Genomic DNA, 18,290 nt, shown 5'->3' with positions numbered 1-18,290 from the left:
AATATATGTTTATAATGGATAGCTATGACTTCTCGAATTTTAAAAATTGTCGCTCTTGCACTTTTATACGCATTTACGGGTGTATTTGCCGGCCCCGGCCTGGCCGACGGTGCCGCCAAATTTGTCGGCAACATTCCGGTTGATGGCGAAGTTCCGTCTGATTTCGCGAAATACTGGAACCAGATTACCCCTGAATACGAATGCCTGTGGGTTCAAATTGAAAAAAATCGTGGCGAATTCGACTTTTCCAAGTGCGATGCGATTTACAACTGGGCAAAAGAGAACGGAGTCCTATTCAAGTTCAACACACTCGTATGGGGCTCACGCTACCCAGGTTGGGTCAGTCAACTTAATGTTGAAGAAACCAAGGATGCCATTACCGCCTGGTTTGATGCTGTCGCGGAGCATTACCCCGACCTAGAAATGATCGATGTGGTAACCGAGGCTGGCCGATCAGCGACAAACCAGTACCACTCTGGATTCGGTAGAGGCAATCTCTTTATCGATGCCCTAGGCGGTGACAACGATGGCGACTACAATTTCGTCACTACGGCCTTCAAGATGGCTCGCGAGCGCTGGCCCAAGGCGATCCTCATTTACAACGACTACAATACGTTCCAATGGCAAAGAGATGTCGGAATAAATCTTATCAATACCATCAAAAAGAACGGTGCGCCAGTCGACGGCTACGGAATGAAAGGACATGATTTAATGGCTATGGGCTCCAGCCCGACAAACTGTCTCAACTTCAATATCCTAAAAAAATACCTACAAGAAATTATAGACAGTACGCAGATTTCATTGTTCATTACCGAATACGATATTGCGACTTTGGACGATGAAATTCAGAAAAGATGCTATTCAGAACAAATCCCCCTCTTCATGGAAGAGGAGCATATTGCTGGCATTACCCTTTGGGGCTATATCTACGGCAAGACATGGGCATCTTGCAACGCAAGGGAACAAGGGTGTTCCGGCATTATCAGGGATGGCATAGACCGCCCGGCAATGACCTGGCTCAAGGAGTATTTCAATTTTCAGGAAGATAGCACAACTGCAATCAATGGCAGAGTCCATCTGCAGGCAAATACCCTTCAGGCATACGACGTGTTTGACCTGAACGGCAACCGCCTCGGCCGCCTGCGCGCCTACACCATGGACGACGCCGTTTCAGTGCTCCAGAATACAAGCGACATCAAGAACCAAGGTATCTACATGCTCCGCTCCGTGAAGAACGGCTCAGTAAAGCAAGTGCTGATTGCACGATAGAAGCATTTTTTCTACATTGGCGCTCTTTCAGAGCGCAGATAGTGCGGCTCGGTCATATCAAAACAATAAATTGTTTTGCCGCGACTCTCACCATTTACTATCTTTGCCTTGGTCAAAATTTAAACCAAGGAATAACAATGAGCAAGAATTACAAGATTGCAGTGCTTCCGGGCGACGGTATCGGCCCCGAAGTGATGAAAGAAGCTGTCCGCGTGCTGGACGTCGTTTCTAAGAAGTTCGGTTTCGACGTGAACGCCGAATGGGCAAACGTCGGTGGTGCCGCATACGACGAAAGCGGTTCCCCGCTGCCGGAAAGCACCCTCAAGCTGGGCGAAGCTTCTGACTGTATTCTTTTCGGTTCCGTGGGTGGCCCGAAGTGGGAACACCTCCCCCCGAACCTGCAGCCGGAACGCGGTGCACTCCTCCCGCTCCGTAAGCACTTCAAGCTTTTCTGCAACCTCCGCCCGGCCCGCGTCTATAAGGAACTCGCTGGCGCATGCCCGCTCCGCGCCGATATCGTTGGCGACGGCTTCAACATCCTCACCGTCCGCGAACTGACGGGTGACGTTTACTTTGGCCAGCCGAAGGGCCGCGAAGGCGTTCCGGGCTCCAAGGAAGAAATCGGTTTCGACACCATGAAGTACAGCCGCTACGAAGTCGAACGCATTGCCCGCTTCGCTTTCGACGCCGCCATGCTCCGCAACAAGAAGGTTGCCTCCATCGACAAGGCCAACGTGCTCACCACGAGCGTGCTCTGGCGCGAAGTCGTGAACGAAGTCATCAAGGACTATCCGGAACTGACTCTCGAACACCTCTACGTCGATAACGCAGCCATGCAGCTCCTGAAGCGCCCGCGTGAATTCGACGTGCTCCTTTGCCCGAACCTCTTCGGCGACATCCTCACCGACGAATGCGCAATGCTCACCGGTTCCATGGGCCTCCTCCCGTCCGCTTCTATCGCCGAAGGAAGCTTCGGTCTGTACGAACCGGCCGGTGGTTCCGCTCCGGACATCGCTGGCAAGGGTATCGCTAACCCGCTCGCCCAGATCCTCTCCGTGGCATTGATGCTTCGCTACACCTTCAAGGAAGAAGAAGCGGCCAAGGCTATCGAAGCGGCTTGCGAAAAGGTCATCGCTCAGGGCTTCCGCACTGGCGATATCTACCAGGAAGGCTGCACCAAGGTCGGCACGACCGGCATGGGCGACGCTATCATCAAGGCATTGGGTTAATGCTCAACACAACCCTCTGCTACATCGAACAAGACGGCAAGTACTTGCTGCTCCACCGCGTCAAGAAGAAAAACGACATCAACAAGGACAAGTGGATCGGCATTGGCGGCAAGTTCGAGGAATGGGAATCTCCCGAGGACTGTATCAAGCGCGAGGCTCTCGAAGAAACGGGCCTCACGCTGATTCGCCCGAAGTACAGAGGGATTGTCACCTTCATTAGCGACGGCATGGACCAGACCGAGTTCATGCACCTGTTCACGGCAACCGAATTTACCGGCACGCTCAAGGACTGCGACGAAGGCACGCTCGAATGGGTACCCAAGGAAAACGTGGCCAAACTCCCCCACTGGGACGGCGACCTGATATTCCTGGCGTTACTTGAAAGGGGCGAGCCTTTCTTTTCGCTCAAGCTGACCTACAAGGGCAGCTCCTTGACCGAAGCCCTGCTGAACGAGGAACCCGTGACTGTGAGCGATGTCACTCAAGGCTGATTGAGCCCTTTAAAAAACGGGTAAAAAAGTTACATTTGGGCTCGTTGAAAGTTTGTAAGTCTTTGTGAAAAAATATTTTACGTTATAGTTTAGAACTATTAACATAAAAAGTTCTATTTTATTAATACTCCAAACCAACCCCTAGCACCGCCAGCGACTCGTTCAAAGGCGGTGTATTTTTTTACCACTTTGCCAATGCATTTGTGATAATCAGGTCTTGGAGTTTTTCGATGGCACGGGCCTGGCCATGGCGGTCTTCGGTCTCGTTCGCCTGGACGTCGTAGGTGCCTTCGGCACTCAGCGACTTGGATTCGTAAATCACCTTATCCTTCACGTTGTCGTAGAACTTGACACTCACGCGGATTGTCACGCGGTAGGTTTCGACATCGCTATTGCTGTTGTAGTTTTCAGGCTTGTTCGTATAGCTCAAGAGAGTCATCTCGAAGTCTGCCGTGGCATCACCGGTTACAAGACGCACGCCGCCAGCATTCTTGCGGAACATTTCGACTACGCCTTCGCGAATGTTGTTGGCTAGCACCGGGTCAAGAGTCTTGTCTTCGACTTCGTGAATCTTGACCGTCTTGATATGGCTCGGAAGCGTGGATGCCGTAAAGCTGTAGCAACCACTCAGGAGCCCCACAAACAGGGTGACCGCGACTAAACAAAGTATACGAGACACGTTCCTTGAAAACATACTGCAAATTTAAAAAAAACACTCCCAGAGGGAGTGCCTTTTAGTCATCAATTACACAAATTCTTAGAGCGCGGTTTTGAAAGTCCTGGAACCGACCTTCACTATGTACACGCCCCTGGCTCCGGTATATACCTTCTGCACGTTCCCGATACCGCGGGTTGTACGGACGATATGGCCGAGGCTGTTGAACACCGTGATGGACTTGCCCTGGGCATTCGAAACCATGATGCTGTTGTCAGAAGAATTGTAGACAGAGATCGACGCCAAGCTTGCATCTAAGGCCAAAGCTTCGGTTCCTTCGCTAGAAGACGACTGCTTATGGGATTCGCTGCTAGAAGACTTCGGAGCTTCAGACGACGAAGAAGCAATTTCGCTAGAAGAGGATTCCGGTTCAGGCTTTTCGCTAATAAGGCCGTTTACATCCCACTGCTTGATGAAGTTCCAGATATCGGAAACATCGGCCTTGGAGGGACTATGCTGACGGCCCTCGAGCTTCAGGTGCTTCACATAGATACCATTTTCGCAGGGGCCCCAAGTGTAAAGCGTAGCCCTGTTCTCGCTATTCGGGTGGTTGCTCTCAACTTCCGCCTGAGACGGGCACTTGAACTGGTCGCGGTAATTCTTCAGGTTGTTTTCGAGACCATCATAGCCCACCACGTTGTCGCTGGTTCCGTGAGTATGGAAAATAGGCACTGGACGCTGAGCCGTGCCGGCACCCATCATCAGGTAGCCGGAGCAGGGAGCAAAGGCAGCAATCTTGTCGGCTATCTTACCCATGGCATGGTAAGATAGCATACCGCCCATGGAGAAGCCCGACATGTACACGCGCTTTTTGTCGATTTTGTAGTCGTTGGCCAACTGGTCGATAATCTGCGTAATCCATTTGGTATCCTGGTCACCGCCGATATCCCAGGTACTGTAACCCGTTGCGCCCTTGGGATAGGCTACAACAAAGCCCGCCGTATCGGCAACGGCTTCCCAGTGGGTATTGGACTGCTGATAACTGGGGTCCTGGTCCATGCCGTGGAACGACATGAGCAACGGACTATTGTCGGCGATACCGGACGGAGCATAGACGTAGACATCTCGGCCCGAAACAGACACCTTTTTATAGTCATTGATGGATTTTCCACCACCACCGTTGCCCCAGCCGCCCCATTGGGCAAAAGACATCGACACTGCTGCCAAAATTGGTAACAAGTATTTCATTATTCACTCCCTATGTATATGATACCTAGGGATAATATATACCGAAAAAATAGGATTAAAACATTCCACAATCCAATTGTGTTGTTGCAAAAGACAACACAGAAAATTAATTTGCACTCCTTTTTTCTGCATTTTGAAATCCGAATTTCGAAATCAGAATCCCGAATTAACTATCTTTTCCGCGTAAAATTTTTATCATCCGAGGCATAAAATGCTTGACATCAAGAAAATCCGTGAAAATCCGGAATACTACATTGCTGAAACCGAAAAGAAATATACGACCGTAAGCCTTCGTGACGTGCTGGCTGTCGATAACGAACGCCGCCCGCTCCTCACCGAAGTCGAACGCCTCAAGAGCGAACGCAACGCCCAGTCCAAGCGCATTGGCGAACTCAAGAAGAAGGGCGAAAACGCCGACGAAGCCCAGGCCGCCACGCGCGAACTCGGCAACAAGATCGACGAACTCGACAAGAAGCTCAAGGAACTCGACTACAAGCAGACCGAAATGCTCATGCACGTGCCGAACATCGCCCCGCGTTCTCCGGAAGGCAAGGACAGCTCGGACAACGTTGTTGAAAAGGACGGCCCGATTCCCGCCGACTACTACACCAAGAACGATGACTTCGCCCGCGTGGACCACAAGACCTTGGGCGAACGCCTCGGCATTTTTGACTTTGAACGTGGCGCCAAGATTTCCGGTTCCGGCTTCCCGGTTTACCGCGGCTGGGGCTCTCGCCTTGAACGCGCCCTCATCCAGTTCTTCCTCGACGAACACATGAAGAACGGCTTCGAAGAATTCACTCCGCCGTACCTGGTGACCCGCAATACCATGCGCGGCACGGGCCAGCTCCCGAAGTTCGAAGAAGACATGTACCGCTGCGACAAGGACGACGACCTGTTCCTCATCCCGACCGCCGAAGTGCCGCTGACCAACCTTTATGCCGGCGAAGTGATTCCGGAATCTGAACTTCCGAAGCGCATTTGCGCCTACTCCGCCTGCTTCCGCCGCGAAGCTGGTAGCTACGGTAAGGACACCCGCGGTCTTCTCCGCTTGCACCAGTTCAACAAGGTCGAAATGGTTTACTTCGCCCATCCGGATCGCAGCTACGAAGACCACGAAGAACTCACCCGCTTCGGTGAAAAGCTTCTCGAAAAGCTCGGCCTCCCCTACCACCGTCTCGCCCTCTGTAAGGGTGACCTCGGTTTCGGAGCAGCCAAGTGCTACGACCTCGAAGTTTACGCGCCGGTCGAAAAGAAATGGCTCGAAGTCAGCTCCTGCTCCAACTTCGAAGACTACCAGGCTCGCCGCGCCAACATCAAGACCAAAATCGGCGGCAAGAACGTCTACGTTCACACGCTGAACGGTTCTGGCCTCGCCACACCGCGCGTGATGGTCGGTATCTGCGACAACTACCAGCAGAAAGACGGCTCCCTCAAGATCCCCGAAGTGCTGCGTCCGTACATGGGTGGGCTTGAGGTTATTGAACCGAAAGCCTAACCATGAGTGAAGATTTTTAGAATAAAAATCTGAGTGCGAGGTTTCGTAAGAAACCTCGCTTGCTCGTTAGGGTGGAATGGAAGTGATCGAACCGAAAAACTAGTTTTACGTGAGCCACAAGCGACTGATTCAATTCAGTCGTGGTGGCGAGAGCGAGTGCTTATCATATTTTTTCATTTGACTCTAGCACGAGCGGTCTCATAAGTAAACTTTTTTCAATACAAACGTATTGAAGGCTGAGTACAAAGTATATGGTCATGGCTTGCATAGTCATGACCATTTTATTATCTTTCACTTAAAATCAACCCCCCAATCCTCTCTCGAAAGGAGATACGAATGAACATTAAGCTTATTTCTGTCGTCTCTGCGCTCGCAGTGTCTGCTGCAGTCGCTCAGGATTATGATGACGAATACGAAGAATCCACCTCCTCTACCGAAAGCGCTCAGGAAGAAGCTCCTGCCGCTCCGGCACCGGAACCGGCACCTGTTGCCGAATCTTCCACTTCTTCCAGCTTCGAAGCTCCTGCTGCCTCTGAAAACGTTCCGACTCCGGCTGCAACCGGCACGTTCAACGTTCTTCATGGCAACGCCTACAACATGGTCGGCAACCAGTTCGGTGCCTCCACCATCGATGGCGATATGGAAGCTGTCTACAAGATGAGCGGTCGTAAATTGTTCTACGTCGAACCGTCTGGCGAAGAAGGCGTTCTCGCTCTCGGTTCTGGCTCTATGACCTATCTCCTCGCTTTTGACAACAACACCACTCACAAGACCAACGTGACCCCGGCCGGCGTCAACCACCGCGGTGATTACGTCAACATGGGTCTGTTGACCGCCGGTATCGCAACTCCGGCATTCGGTGTCGCTGTCGATGTAGCTATTGACAAGGCATGGCAGTCCGAAGAAGAAAAGGGCCCGAACAACAAGGAAACCGAAGATCGTTCTACGACCGAAGCCGGTGACTACATCAACGTGAAGTTCGGTGCTCCGCTCGGTGCCTTCGACATCGTTGCTAACGTCTACTGGCTGACCTTCCGTCAGGAAGTGGACGTCGAAACCGACGACAACGGTGCCAAGACCGAAAACGATCCGGACTTCTGGGATATCGGCGCAAGCCTGACTCTTTCCAACGGTCCTTCCGCCAAGAACCTCGCCTGGGCAGTTGGCCTCGACTTCTTGCGCCAGAAGAGCGACAGCCGCGTGAAGGTTGCTAACACCACGACCGAAACCACCAACAACGACGCTTTCATCTTCATCCAGCCGCGCTTCAACTTTGCTCTGCCGGTATTCACTGCTGAAAACGCTCAGGTGTTCCTCGGCCTCAATACCCGCTTGCCGATCTTCATCTTCGATGAAATCGAAAACGGCAACCAGACCACCAACACCTACGACTTCGGTCTCTTCTCTACCCCGAACGTTCTCGCCGAAATGTCCCTCAACGAACACTGGATCCTCTTCGGTGGCGCAGCCTTCACTTGGAAGGTCATCGACTACAAGACCGAATGTGTTGAAGCCGGTCCGGCATCTGACGACACCTCCATCATTTCTATGCGTACCAACGCTACCAACGCAAACGCCGGTCTCCGCTTCAGCTATGACCACTTGGTCATCGAAGCTTCTGTTGCCGACCAGCTTGGTTCTGCCGCATGGAGTGGCCTCGTTGGCAACCTCGGCATTTTCCTGATGTTCTAAGAGAGGCTTTATGAAGACCCTTGCAAAGATTATTTTGGCATCTAGCCTGATTACTCTTGCGGCTTGTTCCGGCAAGGGTTCTGGCGAATCTCGCATTCACAACATTCCGTCTGACGAAGACGAAAATCCGGCTCCGCAGGTCATCGACGACGAAGAAGTTATTCCTTCTGAAACTCCGTCTGGCGAAGATGGCCCGAAGGGCAATGTCATTGCATGCAGAGACATGTCTGGAGCTTACTGCGCCGAAACGACTGACATGTCGCTGAAAAGCGAATGCGACCCGGACGACGGAGAAATGCTCTTGGACAAGTGTCCCTCTGGCGGTACGAAGTGTAATCTCGATATTCCCGACGTTACCTTCTACGTCTACAATGGACTTGTGGATTGCAAGACCCTCGAAGCGTTCATGAACGCCGATTGGGATTAATCCGAATAACCTCTTAAACATTCAAGGCGAACCTTTGAGAAATCAAAAGGTTCGCCTTTTTTTTATTTTTTCGGACATGGTTCTGAATATAATTTGGCTCGTTTTCTTCTTTGGCGCATTTGTCGCCTGCATGGTCCAGTGGATTGCCTTCGGCGATTCGGGAATATTCAACAAGGCAATTCTTGGCGCCTTCGACATGTCCAAGACGGCATTTGAAATCGCCATCGGGCTTACCGGTATTCTTTCGCTCTGGCTCGGCATCATGAAGATTGGCGAAAAGGCCGGCGCCGTCCAGATTCTCGCAAAGATTGTCTCGCCGCTGTTCAGCCGCCTCTTCCCCGAAATTCCGAAGAACCACCCGGTGATCGGTACCATGCTCATGAACATCAGCGCCAACATGCTCGGGCTCGATAACGCAGCCACCCCCATGGGCTTGCAGGCCATGAAGCAGCTGCAAGAAATCAACCCGAACGAAGACAAGTCTGTGGCCAGCAATTCCCAGATCATGTTCCTCGTGCTGAACGCCAGCGGCCTTACGCTGATTCCGGTGAGCATTATGACTTACCGCGCCCAGATGGGAGCAGCCAACCCGAGTGACGTGTTCTTGCCGCTTTTGCTTTCTACCTTCTTCAGCACCTTGGCCGGTATTTTCGCCCTCAGCTTTTTCCAGAAAGTCAAGCTCAAGGACCCTGTCACGGTGGCCTGGCTCGCCGGACTTTCGGCCTGCGTTATTTCGATCATGGTGTACTTCAGCCACTTGAGCGCCGAAGCGATTGGCACCACCAGCCTCTTGATTAGCGGCATCGCCTTGTTCGGAATCATTGTCGCCTTCCTTGGACTTGCCGTGTACAAGAAGGTGCAAGCCTACGAAGCCTTTGTCGAAGGCGCCAAGGACGGATTCCACACCGCCGTCATGATTATCCCGAACCTGGTCGCCATTCTTGTGGGCGTGGCCGTATTCCGTGCAAGCGGCGCGATGGATTTGTTGCTGAATGGTGTTTCCTGGATTCTCGGCCTTTGCGGCGTGGGTAACGACATCGTTCCCGCACTCCCCACCGCCATCATGAAGCCTTTGAGCGGTAGCGGTGCCCGCGGCATGATGATCGATGCCATGAAGACACTCGGCCCGGACAGCTTTGCAGGCCGCCTGAGTTGCATGTTCCAGGGAGCAGCCGACACGACGTTCTACATTATCGCCGTCTATTTCGGTTCTGTCGGTGTTAAAAAGACTCGCCACGCAGTCACTTGCGCATTAATTGCAGATGCTGCCGGCGTGATTGCGGCAATCGCAATCGCCTACCTGTTCTTCCCGCCCAATTAAAAAGCTACTAGCCTTTTGCCTGCACAATAAGCAGGGCGAGGTAGCCGATATAGACGGCTAAAAGAATGGCGCCGGCGATACGATTCAAACGGCCATCGCCTTTACGCCTAAAACCAAGCACAATCAAGGCAACCGTCAAAGCGGTCATTAAAGGCATGTCACGGTAAGTGACAGCCTTTTCAATTTCATCCATCGGAGAAATAGTTGCGGCAAGGCCCACCACGGCAAGCGTATTGAACAGGTTCGATCCGATGATATTGCCAAGAGCCAAGTCGTTTTCACCCTTACGGGCAGCGGCAATGGAGCTCGCCAATTCTGGCAAAGACGTGCCGATAGCCACAATGGTAAGGCCAATCAACAAATCGCTCACGCCAAGCGTACGGGCAATTTCGACAGCCCCCCAAACGAGAGCTCGAGAACTAGCCACCAGCAAGGCAAGCCCCAAAACAAGCCACATAATGGACTTGCCCAAAGATGCCTTTTCGGCAGACTCTTCTTTGACCGATTCTGTTGCCTCGGCATGCGCCTTGCGCAGTTCACGCCAAATGCTGTACCCCATGACCAGCGCAAAGACAACCAGCAAAAGCACGCCATTCCAGCGCACCACGCTACCATCCCACACTAATGCAATAGAAAGCAACGACACAGCGATCAGAATCGGCAAATCACCACGGATTACCGAACGCTGCATCAAAATCGGAGAAATAAGCGCTGTCGCGCCAAGAATCAAAGCGATATTTGCAATGTTGCTGCCATAAGCGTTACCCAGCGCTAGCTCGGGGTTGCCTTGCCCCGCCGAAAGCGCAGAGACAGTAAGTTCAGGAGCAGAAGTTCCAAAGCCTACGATAACCATTCCTATGAGGAGCGTCGACATACCACAATATTCGGCAATACCGACAGCTCCGTCAACAAATTTGTCTGCACTCCAAACAAGAACGGCAAGGCCAATAACTACAGCAACAATTGCAAGAATCATATATTAGAACGGATAGACAGTAATTCCCAGATTCAGCGAAGAGGCATCCAGGTTCATGTTCATGTATTTGAGATGACCATCGTACAGGTCGGACACGCCAAGGTTAGCCGCGATATCGAGCGAAAGGTAATCGTTCGCCATCACAGAGAAACCAAAGACAAATGCGCAATCCAGGCTAGAACGGTAATCGTCCATCAAGTCAATCTTGTTAGAATGCTTGACATCCTTGGAATCAGTATAGGAAATGCGAAGATCGTCAGTCAGAGGGACAGACATTTCTACACCGAGATCAAAGAAGATTCTAGAAGTAGCGGCCTTGAAGGTAAAGAGAACCGGCACATCGATCTTCTTCTGGGAGAATCTGAAGTTTGTCGGCACATCGTTAATGTAGTACGATTCGCTAGCCTTGCTCTGTTCATAAAGAACACCTAGCTTGATACCCATGGTGTAGGCATTCAGCGGAATGATCGACACGAGACCGGCTCTCCAGCTAATGCCATTGTACTGATCGCTGTCCCAATCGTTACCGGCCAACTGGTAAGCACCCACAGAACCGCGGGCACCGATCTTGAACTTCATCGGAGAAAGTCCCCTGAGTTCGTCGAAGGAAACCGTGTCCTTGCCTTCGCGTTCGGCAACATAGACGGTACGAACGGGAACACCATCTTCACGGGTATAAACAGTTTCGTAAAGGACTGTATTTCTTGCATCGCGGAATTGTTCAACCGCTCTAGCAGATGCAGCCGTCTTATCGGCATCGTCTGCACCGCGAACTGCCTTCGGGGCTACAACCACGGCAGGTTCAGCGACCGGTTCTTCAGCGGGGGCTGCGGGAGCAGCAGCTACAGCAGCGGGAGCAGCCTGTTCAGCAGGGGCAGCAGCCGGAGCGGTGGCATCGGCACCACGGACAGCTACAGGGGCAGCTTCTTCAGCAGGAGCCTGTTCAGCAGGAGCAGCAGTTGCAGCAGGGGCGGCTGCGGGAGCCTGGGCAAAAGACATCGCCGAAAGGGCAAGAACGCTAAGAATACCAGTAAGTTTACGATTCATTTGAACCTCCATTTTTACAACTTCATTATAGCATTTTTTCATATAGTTTGCAAAAAGAATGGTAAAAAAAGCGACTAGACGGCAATTTACGCGGATAGAGCCACCCACGCCCCTAGTTTTACTACATTTGAGACATGAATCTGAATATCGTTTCCTCTGAAAATCTCAAAAATACTGACAACAAGGCTTACGCCCTCTTTTTTGTCAAGCAATCCATTCAATTTTCCACCGTTCTCACTGACGAAGGCACAGAACAGGTCGAAACCATTCTCAAGGGCATGAACGACGGCCCCTTCGAAGACCTGGAATACCTTGAAATTGACGGCTGCAACACCTTCTTTGTAGACGCCGCCAAGGAACGCGGCCTTTCCGCCCTCGACCACCTGCGTATGGCCGCCTACCGCCTGGCCAATCGCGCCATGAAAAAACAGATTGCCACCGTGAGCCTGTTCCTGGCCGACGCCGCCGATGAACAATTCAAGTCCATTCTCCACGGTCTTTACTACGCAAACTACAAGTTCGATGCCTACAAGAGCAAGCAGAAAGAAAACTTCCAGGTGACTTACGAAATCGTCGCCGGCGAACATACCGCCGCCTTCAAGAAGATTGCCGAAGAAGTCGCCGTGGAACAGAAGGCGATTACGCTCGCCAAGAACTTGATCAACACTTGCGCCGCCGACCTCTACCCCGCCGAATTCGTGGAACGCGCCAAGACGGTCGCCAAGTACACCGAAGGCTTGAGCATCAAGGTCCGTAACATGAAGCAACTCGAAAAGGAAGGCTTCATGGGCCACGTGACAGTCGGCAAGGGCAGCTCTCACGAGCCGCACATGATTACGCTCGAATACAAGCCCGCCAAGCGCACGTCCAAGGATCACTTAGTGATTGTCGGTAAGGGCCTCACTTTTGATACCGGCGGCCTCTGCCTGAAACCGCCTAAATCCATGCCCGAAATGATTAGCGACATGAGTGGCGCAGCGACTGCGCTTGCCGCCATCCAGGCAATTGCAACGCTCAAGCTCCCGATTCGCGTGAGCGCCGTCTGCTGCCTCGCCGAAAACGCCATCGGTAACAAGTCCGTGCTGCCGGGCGATATCTTTACCGCCAAGAACGGCAAGACCGTCATGGTCGACAACACCGACGCCGAAGGCCGTCTGGTTCTTAGCGACGGACTTGCCGAAGCCGGCGAAATCGGTGCCACCCACATTGTGGACCTCGCCACCCTTACGGGCGCCATGGTCCGCGCCCTCGGCTACGCCGTCACGGGATTCTTCAGCAACGACGACGATCTCGGCCTCAAGGTGATCAACTGCGGCGAAGCCTGCTGCGAAAAATTCTGGAGCATGCCGCTCGAAGAAGAATATGCCGACGCCCTCAAGGACAAGTTCGCCGACCTCAAGAATACCGGCAGCGACGCAGGTGCCATTTCTGCAGCCCTCTTCCTCCAGGAATTCGTGCCCGAAAACACCGCCTGGACTCACTGGGACATTGCCGGTACCGCTTTCGTTGACAAAAAATGGAAATACACCGAATACGGAGCTACCGGCTTTGGCGTGCAGACGCTTATCCAGCTTGCCCGCGAAATGAGTTGCGCTGAGTAAATTTCTATCTTTGGAATTGTATGAAGAACGTTGATACGATTGCCGTTTTGGACTTTGGCGGGCAGTACGCCCACCTGATCGCGAACCGCGTGCGCCGCCTGGGCGTGTTTACCGAAATCCACTCCCCCGCCGCTCCCGTCAGCGAGCTCGAAGGCGTGAAGGGAATCATCTACAGTGGCGGCCCCAGCAGCGTTTACGCGGCCGACGCCCCGGAATACAATCCCGAAATTTTGGACCTTCCGGTGCCGAAGCTCGGCATCTGCTACGGTCACCAGCTCATCGCCCAGCAGTTGGGCGGGCACGTGGAACCGGGCAAGGTCAAGGAATACGGTATTGCCGACCTTATCGTGGGCGACGAAAAGTGCCCGCTTTTGAAGGGCCTCCCGAAGGCCAGCCCCATGTGGATGAGCCACGGCGACCAGGTCACCAAGCTCCCCGAGGGCTACAAGATTGTGGCCAGCACCAAGGACTGCGAAATCGCCGCCGTCGCTTTTGACAGCGACAAGCCCGAACGCCAGATTTTCGGTATCCAGTTCCACCCGGAAGTCACGCACAGCAAGTTCGGCATGAAGTTGCTCGAAAACTTCATTGACTTCACGGGCGCCAAGAAGACTTGGAACATGAAGAGCTACCTGCCGCTTATCACGCAGCGCATCAAGGACCAGGTCAAGGACCGCAAGGTGTTCCTGCTCGTGTCTGGCGGCGTGGACTCCACCGTGGCATTCGTGCTTTTGAACCGCGTGCTCGGACCGGAAAAGGTCTTGGGCCTGCACGTGGATAACGGCATGATGCGCCTCGGCGAATCCCAGAAGATTATGGACTTCCTCACGAAGGAAGGTATGAACAACTTGAAGGTGCGCGACGCTAGCGAACACTTCCTTGCAAAGCTCAAGGGCGTGACCGCTCCGGAAACCAAGCGCGGCATCATCGGTAAGGAATTCCTGACGGTGAAGGACGAGGAAATGGCGAAACTCAACCTCGATCCGAACCAGTGGATGATGGCACAGGGCACTATCTACCCCGACACCATCGAAAGCGGCGGCACCAAGAACGCCGACAAGATCAAAACGCACCACAACCGCGTGCAAGAAGTTTTGGACCTCATGGAAAAGGGCCTGGTACTGGAACCCCTCGCCGACCTGTACAAGGACGAAGTCCGCGCCCTCGGCGAAGAGCTGGGCATTCCGCACAACCTCGTGTGGCGTCACCCGTTCCCGGGTCCGGGCCTCGGCGTGCGCCTGCTCTGCAGCGAAGGCAAGCTCTCCGATGACATGGTGAAGTTCGAAGACGTGAAGGACACCGCAGGCAACAGCCTCGCCGACTACCTGAAGGCAAACAACATTGCAGGCCGACTGCTCCCCATCAAGAGCGTGGGCGTCCAGGGCGATGGCCGTACGTACGCACAACCGTTCCTCATCACCACTCCGGGCCTCAGCTGGAAGGATTGTGAAAAGTTCTCGACCGAACTTGCTAACCGCTTCAAGGCAATCAACCGCGTCATCTACCAGATTGGCAGCGTGGCCGATGAAGACCCGAAGCTTGTCGAACAGTACGCCACTCGCGAAAACTTCGATACGCTCCGCAAGTTCGACAACATCTGCACCGAATTCCTGCAGGCCAACGACCTGTACGAAAAGATTTGGCAGATGCCCGTCGTGCTCGTTCCGCTCCGCACGGCAAAAAAGCCCTGCATCGTGATGCGCCCGGTGAACTCCACCGAAGCCATGACGGCAAACTTCGCCGAAATCGACCAGGGAATGCTCGCAGGTCTCTGGCGCAAGTTCGAAGCCGAAGGTGCTGGCAGCCTGTGGTACGACGTGACACACAAGCCGCCCGGAACCATTGAGTGGGAGTAAAAATTTAAAGCCGAATGAGATGAACTCACTCGGCTTTTTCATTTGGACAAAGTAGAACCGCCTCCCCCCTACCCCTGCATTCCTGCGGGGTCGACAACTTCATGGATATTCTCAAGGTATCGCCTTAGCGGTATCATCTTGTCGTTAAACACTTCCAAACGCTCGTCAAACGGAGCGTCATTCACGATGGTTTCCGGCTTGATGTCACCGTTCTCGCAAACGTACGAGATAATATCGTTCAGGAATTCTTCCTGGTCGGAATTGAGCTTGCTCCCCGAAAGGAACGCGTTGAAGCGTTCAAGCGCCTGCTTGCGGTCAACACCAATAAACGAACGAATCAATATGGCCACATTCCCATCACAGGGCCTGCCGTCGGCAAACTTCTCGAAGTCTTCCTTGCTACCCAATTCAGACCACATTATTCGCTGCAGTTCCAGCACGTCGTCATTTGTGAGCGGCTCCAGATTGTAGATTTTCTGGAGCACGGGATTGTAGTCCTTTTGGGCAAGGTAATCCATCACCTTCTGCCTGTAGGTCACGCGGGTCTCTACGCCGGCGCTCTCGCCATCATCGGTAACGACATCGTCGATGTCAATCGTGAACGTCTTGCCGCCATCGCCCACCAAGAACTTCATGAGGTCGCGGAGTTCGGTGCGCACCTTCTCGAGCCACTGCAGGCTCCTGTTTTCCCACGAAGTCTGGTTCAGCACTTCCTTGATGGTCCCCATCTTGGCAACCACCTGCGGGATTGTCGCCTTAGAAAGCAGGCGTTCGGCAAGCCCGCATACACTTGCAATAGGCTTGCTCGCATTATATTCGCTATTCACGAATTCAAGTTCTATCGCCAAGACAAGCACGTCAAACTTCTTGGCATTTTCGTCTTGCGTGTTATGCGGCAACAGCGGTGCAATATCAAACTTCAACGTCTGCACATCGGTGGCAGTCAAGCACACCCACGCATCGTCACTCTTGAAATGGCAAACGGCGGCCCAGCGGTTCCGCACCGAAATATGGGCATCCGACAGCGTAGCAACCTGTGCTTTCAAGGCGGCCTTCAAATCGTCATGAAGGCTTTTCGCAAATTCATCTTCCTGGTACGTCTGGTGCTGCAGGTAGAATGCCACCTCGGCACGCAGGGCAAACAGACGCTCCGTCAGCGACATGCTCTGCTGCACAATCTTGCCGTCCGGATTCTGCTCGAAGTACTCGAAATTCCTGCACCAGTCAAAGATATAGAAACATTCCTTGTCCTTGCCCGCCCCGTAGATATCTTCAGAAAGGCGCGTGCCACGGCCAATCATCTGCATGAACTTGATTTTCGACTTGACCGGCTTGAAGAACACAAGGTTCAGTACATCGGGCACGTCGATTCCCGTATCCAGCATATCCACAGACACGGCAACCTGCGGGTTCCCGTCGCGAACTTCGAACTTGTCAATCAAATCCTGCGAATAGGTCACGTAGTTATCAATCAACGCGCAAAAATCGGAGCCGTATTCAGGATAAAGCTTGTGGAACCTCTCCACGATAAGTTTGGCATGCTCGTGGTTGTACGCGAAAATAATACTCTTGCCGATACGTTCGCCGCTCTGGACCTTCAGGCCTTTCGTCATCAGGTCCTGCAGCACGTTATCTACCGTACCTTCGTTGTAGATGTACTTGAAGATTTCCTCGCTGCCGATATCGCGCCCGCGGGTATTTCCGCCCGCTTCCGGCGGCACAGCACCCGGGCCAAGTTCCTGCAGTGTCTCTTCGTAATCCCACACCTGCTCCAGCTGTTCCCTTTCCTCTTCCGAAAGGTCACTGTACTTGATACCGTCTTTCAGAATCATGGAGCCGCGCTTGAACCCGTGATAATTCACCAGGAAGCCATCGGCCACAGCATCATCGAGTTCGTAGGCGTAATTCGGGCAGCCGTTCTCCATCTCGAAAATATCGTAGGTGCTCTTGTCCACCTCGTCACGAGGGGTCGCCGTAAGCCCGAGCAGCAGGCTGTCGAAATAGTTGAAGATGGCGCCGAACTTGCCAAAGATACTGCGGTGCGCCTCGTCAATGATAATCAGGTCGAATCGCCCCACCGAGAAAGGCTTCTTCTCGGTATCGACGCAGTTGATCATCGTCTGGTAGGTACTGAACACGATTCGGGCATTGACCTCGACCACTTCGCCGTTTTTATCTCGAATAATGTTCTCATCACTGGAATCGCTCAAAACGGCAACAGGGGTATTCGGCAATAGCTTCGCAAAATTCTTCTTCGCCTGGCCCACCAGCGACGTGCGGTCGGCAAGGAACAGCACATTCTTGACCCAGCCGTTCCGCATGAGCACATCTACCGTAGAAATCGCGACGCGGGTCTTGCCCGTACCAGTTGCCATCACCAAGAGACCGCGACGGTGCTTGCCGTTGAACCATTCGCACACGGACTTGATGGCCATCTTCTGGTAATGTCGGTCGGTAATGTAGCCCTTCACGCTAAAGTCGCTGATATCCTTGCGGCCCCGCTTCTGAATCAGGAGTTCAAGGTCGCTCTCGGTATGGAACGCGTAGAGCCGCCTCGGCGGGTAGCCAAGACCGTCGATAATGTTCGTCTCGTAACCGTTGGTGTAATAGATTACAGGGCGGCGGCCATATTGCTTTTCGAGGCAGTCCGCATAAAGTTCCGCCTGGTGCTTGCCCTTTATTGGTGAAACCGTCGTCTTTTTCGCCTCGATTACAGCCAGCGGGAGCCCGTCCGCACCAAAAAGCACGTAATCGGCAAAACCGACACCCTCACCGTTCGGCATCCCTTCCACTTCGACTTCGATACACGCCTTCGAAGGCTTCACGACCCCCTTGGCCGTAAGCACAGTCCACCCCGCCTCGCGGAGCATGCGGTCAATCAGGACCCGGCGGGTTTCCGCCTCGGACTCGGGCGTTCCATCGATGTCGTCAGGTTTAGCCATCGTTTTCAATATAAATAATATATTTCAAGATTTTCGTG

14 protein-coding genes are annotated in these 18,290 nt (G+C 53.1%); 9 read left to right on the top strand and 5 right to left on the bottom strand.

All coding sequences use genetic code 11. The features are described 5' to 3' along the window. The first annotated feature begins 24 nt into the window (after positions 1-24). From B7989_RS09655 to B7989_RS09645, 3 genes are all read left to right on the top strand, one after another. Positions 25-1,269, top strand: a complete 1,245-nt coding sequence (locus tag B7989_RS09655) for an endo-1,4-beta-xylanase (protein WP_088628300.1) — start codon at positions 25-27, stop codon at positions 1,267-1,269. 137 nt (positions 1,270-1,406) lie between these two features. Next, positions 1,407-2,498 (top strand): 3-isopropylmalate dehydrogenase, encoded by a 1,092-nt coding sequence (leuB, locus tag B7989_RS09650; protein ID WP_073321933.1) that lies wholly within the window; start codon positions 1,407-1,409, stop codon positions 2,496-2,498. After that, the gene (locus B7989_RS09645; protein WP_088628299.1) at positions 2,498-2,989 is read left to right on the top strand and encodes an 8-oxo-dGTP diphosphatase; all 492 of its coding nucleotides are present in this window, start codon (positions 2,498-2,500) and stop codon (positions 2,987-2,989) included. Before leuB ends, B7989_RS09645 begins: the two co-directional genes overlap by 1 nt. A gap of 181 nt (positions 2,990-3,170) precedes the next feature. Here B7989_RS09645 and lptE read toward each other — a convergent pair whose 3' ends face one another. Together lptE and B7989_RS09635 are read right to left on the bottom strand one after the other, a co-directional pair. Continuing rightward, positions 3,171-3,668: an LPS assembly lipoprotein LptE gene (gene lptE, locus B7989_RS09640; RefSeq protein WP_233144352.1), complete on the bottom strand. Its 498-nt coding sequence runs from the start codon at positions 3,666-3,668 to the stop codon at positions 3,171-3,173. A 78-nt stretch (positions 3,669-3,746) separates the two neighbouring features. Continuing rightward, a complete protein-coding gene (locus tag B7989_RS09635) occupies positions 3,747-4,892 on the bottom strand; it encodes a PHB depolymerase family esterase (RefSeq protein ID WP_088628297.1) in 1,146 nt (381 codons plus the stop codon). Between the two features lie 211 nt (positions 4,893-5,103). On the opposite strand from B7989_RS09635, the gene serS reads away from it, so the two are divergent. From serS to B7989_RS09615, 4 genes are all read left to right on the top strand, one after another. Continuing rightward, positions 5,104-6,390 carry a serine--tRNA ligase gene (gene serS / locus B7989_RS09630; protein WP_088628296.1) on the top strand — a complete coding sequence of 429 codons (1,287 nt, stop codon included), beginning with the start codon at positions 5,104-5,106 and terminating at the stop codon, positions 6,388-6,390. 336 nt (positions 6,391-6,726) lie between these two features. Beyond that, the gene (locus B7989_RS09625) at positions 6,727-8,082 is read left to right on the top strand and encodes a hypothetical protein (protein WP_088628295.1); all 1,356 of its coding nucleotides are present in this window, start codon (positions 6,727-6,729) and stop codon (positions 8,080-8,082) included. Between the two features lie 10 nt (positions 8,083-8,092). Beyond that, a complete protein-coding gene (locus B7989_RS09620; protein WP_088628294.1) occupies positions 8,093-8,509 on the top strand; it encodes a hypothetical protein in 417 nt (138 codons plus the stop codon). Between the two features lie 76 nt (positions 8,510-8,585). Continuing rightward, positions 8,586-9,830, top strand: coding sequence for a nucleoside recognition domain-containing protein (locus tag B7989_RS09615; protein ID WP_088628438.1), 1,245 nt, complete (start codon positions 8,586-8,588; stop codon positions 9,828-9,830). 7 nt (positions 9,831-9,837) lie between these two features. Here the strand turns inward: B7989_RS09615 and B7989_RS09610 are convergent, their stop codons facing one another. Continuing rightward, positions 9,838-10,806, bottom strand: a complete 969-nt coding sequence (locus tag B7989_RS09610; RefSeq protein ID WP_088628293.1) for a calcium/sodium antiporter — start codon at positions 10,804-10,806, stop codon at positions 9,838-9,840. Positions 10,807-10,809: 3 nt separating this feature from the next. Next, complete coding sequence (locus B7989_RS09605) at positions 10,810-11,853, bottom strand: outer membrane beta-barrel protein (RefSeq protein ID WP_088628292.1); 1,044 nt, start codon at positions 11,851-11,853, stop codon at positions 10,810-10,812. Positions 11,854-11,987: 134 nt separating this feature from the next. Here B7989_RS09605 and B7989_RS09600 point away from each other — a divergent pair, with 134 nt between their 5' ends. Further along, positions 11,988-13,454, top strand: coding sequence for a M17 family metallopeptidase (locus tag B7989_RS09600; RefSeq protein WP_088628291.1), 1,467 nt, complete (start codon positions 11,988-11,990; stop codon positions 13,452-13,454). Between the two features lie 20 nt (positions 13,455-13,474). After that, entirely contained in the window at positions 13,475-15,310 is a 1,836-nt protein-coding gene (gene guaA, locus B7989_RS09595; protein ID WP_088628290.1) for a glutamine-hydrolyzing GMP synthase, read from the top strand. A gap of 68 nt (positions 15,311-15,378) precedes the next feature. On the opposite strand, the gene B7989_RS09590 is transcribed toward guaA, so the two are convergent. Continuing rightward, positions 15,379-18,252, bottom strand: coding sequence for a DEAD/DEAH box helicase family protein (locus B7989_RS09590; protein ID WP_088628289.1), 2,874 nt, complete (start codon positions 18,250-18,252; stop codon positions 15,379-15,381). Positions 18,253-18,290 lie beyond the last annotated feature (38 nt).

The organism is Fibrobacter sp. UWB5 (assembly GCF_002210295.1).
GTDB lineage: Bacteria > Fibrobacterota > Fibrobacteria > Fibrobacterales > Fibrobacteraceae > Fibrobacter.
This window is presented reverse-complemented; position numbering and strand designations above follow the sequence as displayed.

Bases quoted from the DNA above. Each gene is read 5' to 3' on its own strand.
- B7989_RS09635 (WP_088628297.1), bottom strand. From the start codon at position 4,892: ATGAAATACTTGTTACCAATTTTGGCAGCAGTGTCGATGTCTTTTGCC.
- B7989_RS09600 (WP_088628291.1), top strand. From the start codon at position 11,988: ATGAATCTGAATATCGTTTCCTCTGAAAATCTCAAAAATACTGACAAC.
- B7989_RS09620 (WP_088628294.1), top strand. From the start codon at position 8,093: ATGAAGACCCTTGCAAAGATTATTTTGGCATCTAGCCTGATTACTCTT.
- B7989_RS09645 (WP_088628299.1), top strand. From the start codon at position 2,498: ATGCTCAACACAACCCTCTGCTACATCGAACAAGACGGCAAGTACTTG.
- B7989_RS09625 (WP_088628295.1), top strand. From the start codon at position 6,727: ATGAACATTAAGCTTATTTCTGTCGTCTCTGCGCTCGCAGTGTCTGCT.
- B7989_RS09610 (WP_088628293.1), bottom strand. From the start codon at position 10,806: ATGATTCTTGCAATTGTTGCTGTAGTTATTGGCCTTGCCGTTCTTGTT.
- B7989_RS09655 (WP_088628300.1), top strand. From the start codon at position 25: ATGACTTCTCGAATTTTAAAAATTGTCGCTCTTGCACTTTTATACGCA.
- leuB (WP_073321933.1), top strand. From the start codon at position 1,407: ATGAGCAAGAATTACAAGATTGCAGTGCTTCCGGGCGACGGTATCGGC.
- B7989_RS09615 (WP_088628438.1), top strand. From the start codon at position 8,586: ATGGTTCTGAATATAATTTGGCTCGTTTTCTTCTTTGGCGCATTTGTC.
- B7989_RS09605 (WP_088628292.1), bottom strand. From the start codon at position 11,853: ATGAATCGTAAACTTACTGGTATTCTTAGCGTTCTTGCCCTTTCGGCG.
- B7989_RS09590 (WP_088628289.1), bottom strand. From the start codon at position 18,252: ATGGCTAAACCTGACGACATCGATGGAACGCCCGAGTCCGAGGCGGAA.
- guaA (WP_088628290.1), top strand. From the start codon at position 13,475: ATGAAGAACGTTGATACGATTGCCGTTTTGGACTTTGGCGGGCAGTAC.
- serS (WP_088628296.1), top strand. From the start codon at position 5,104: ATGCTTGACATCAAGAAAATCCGTGAAAATCCGGAATACTACATTGCT.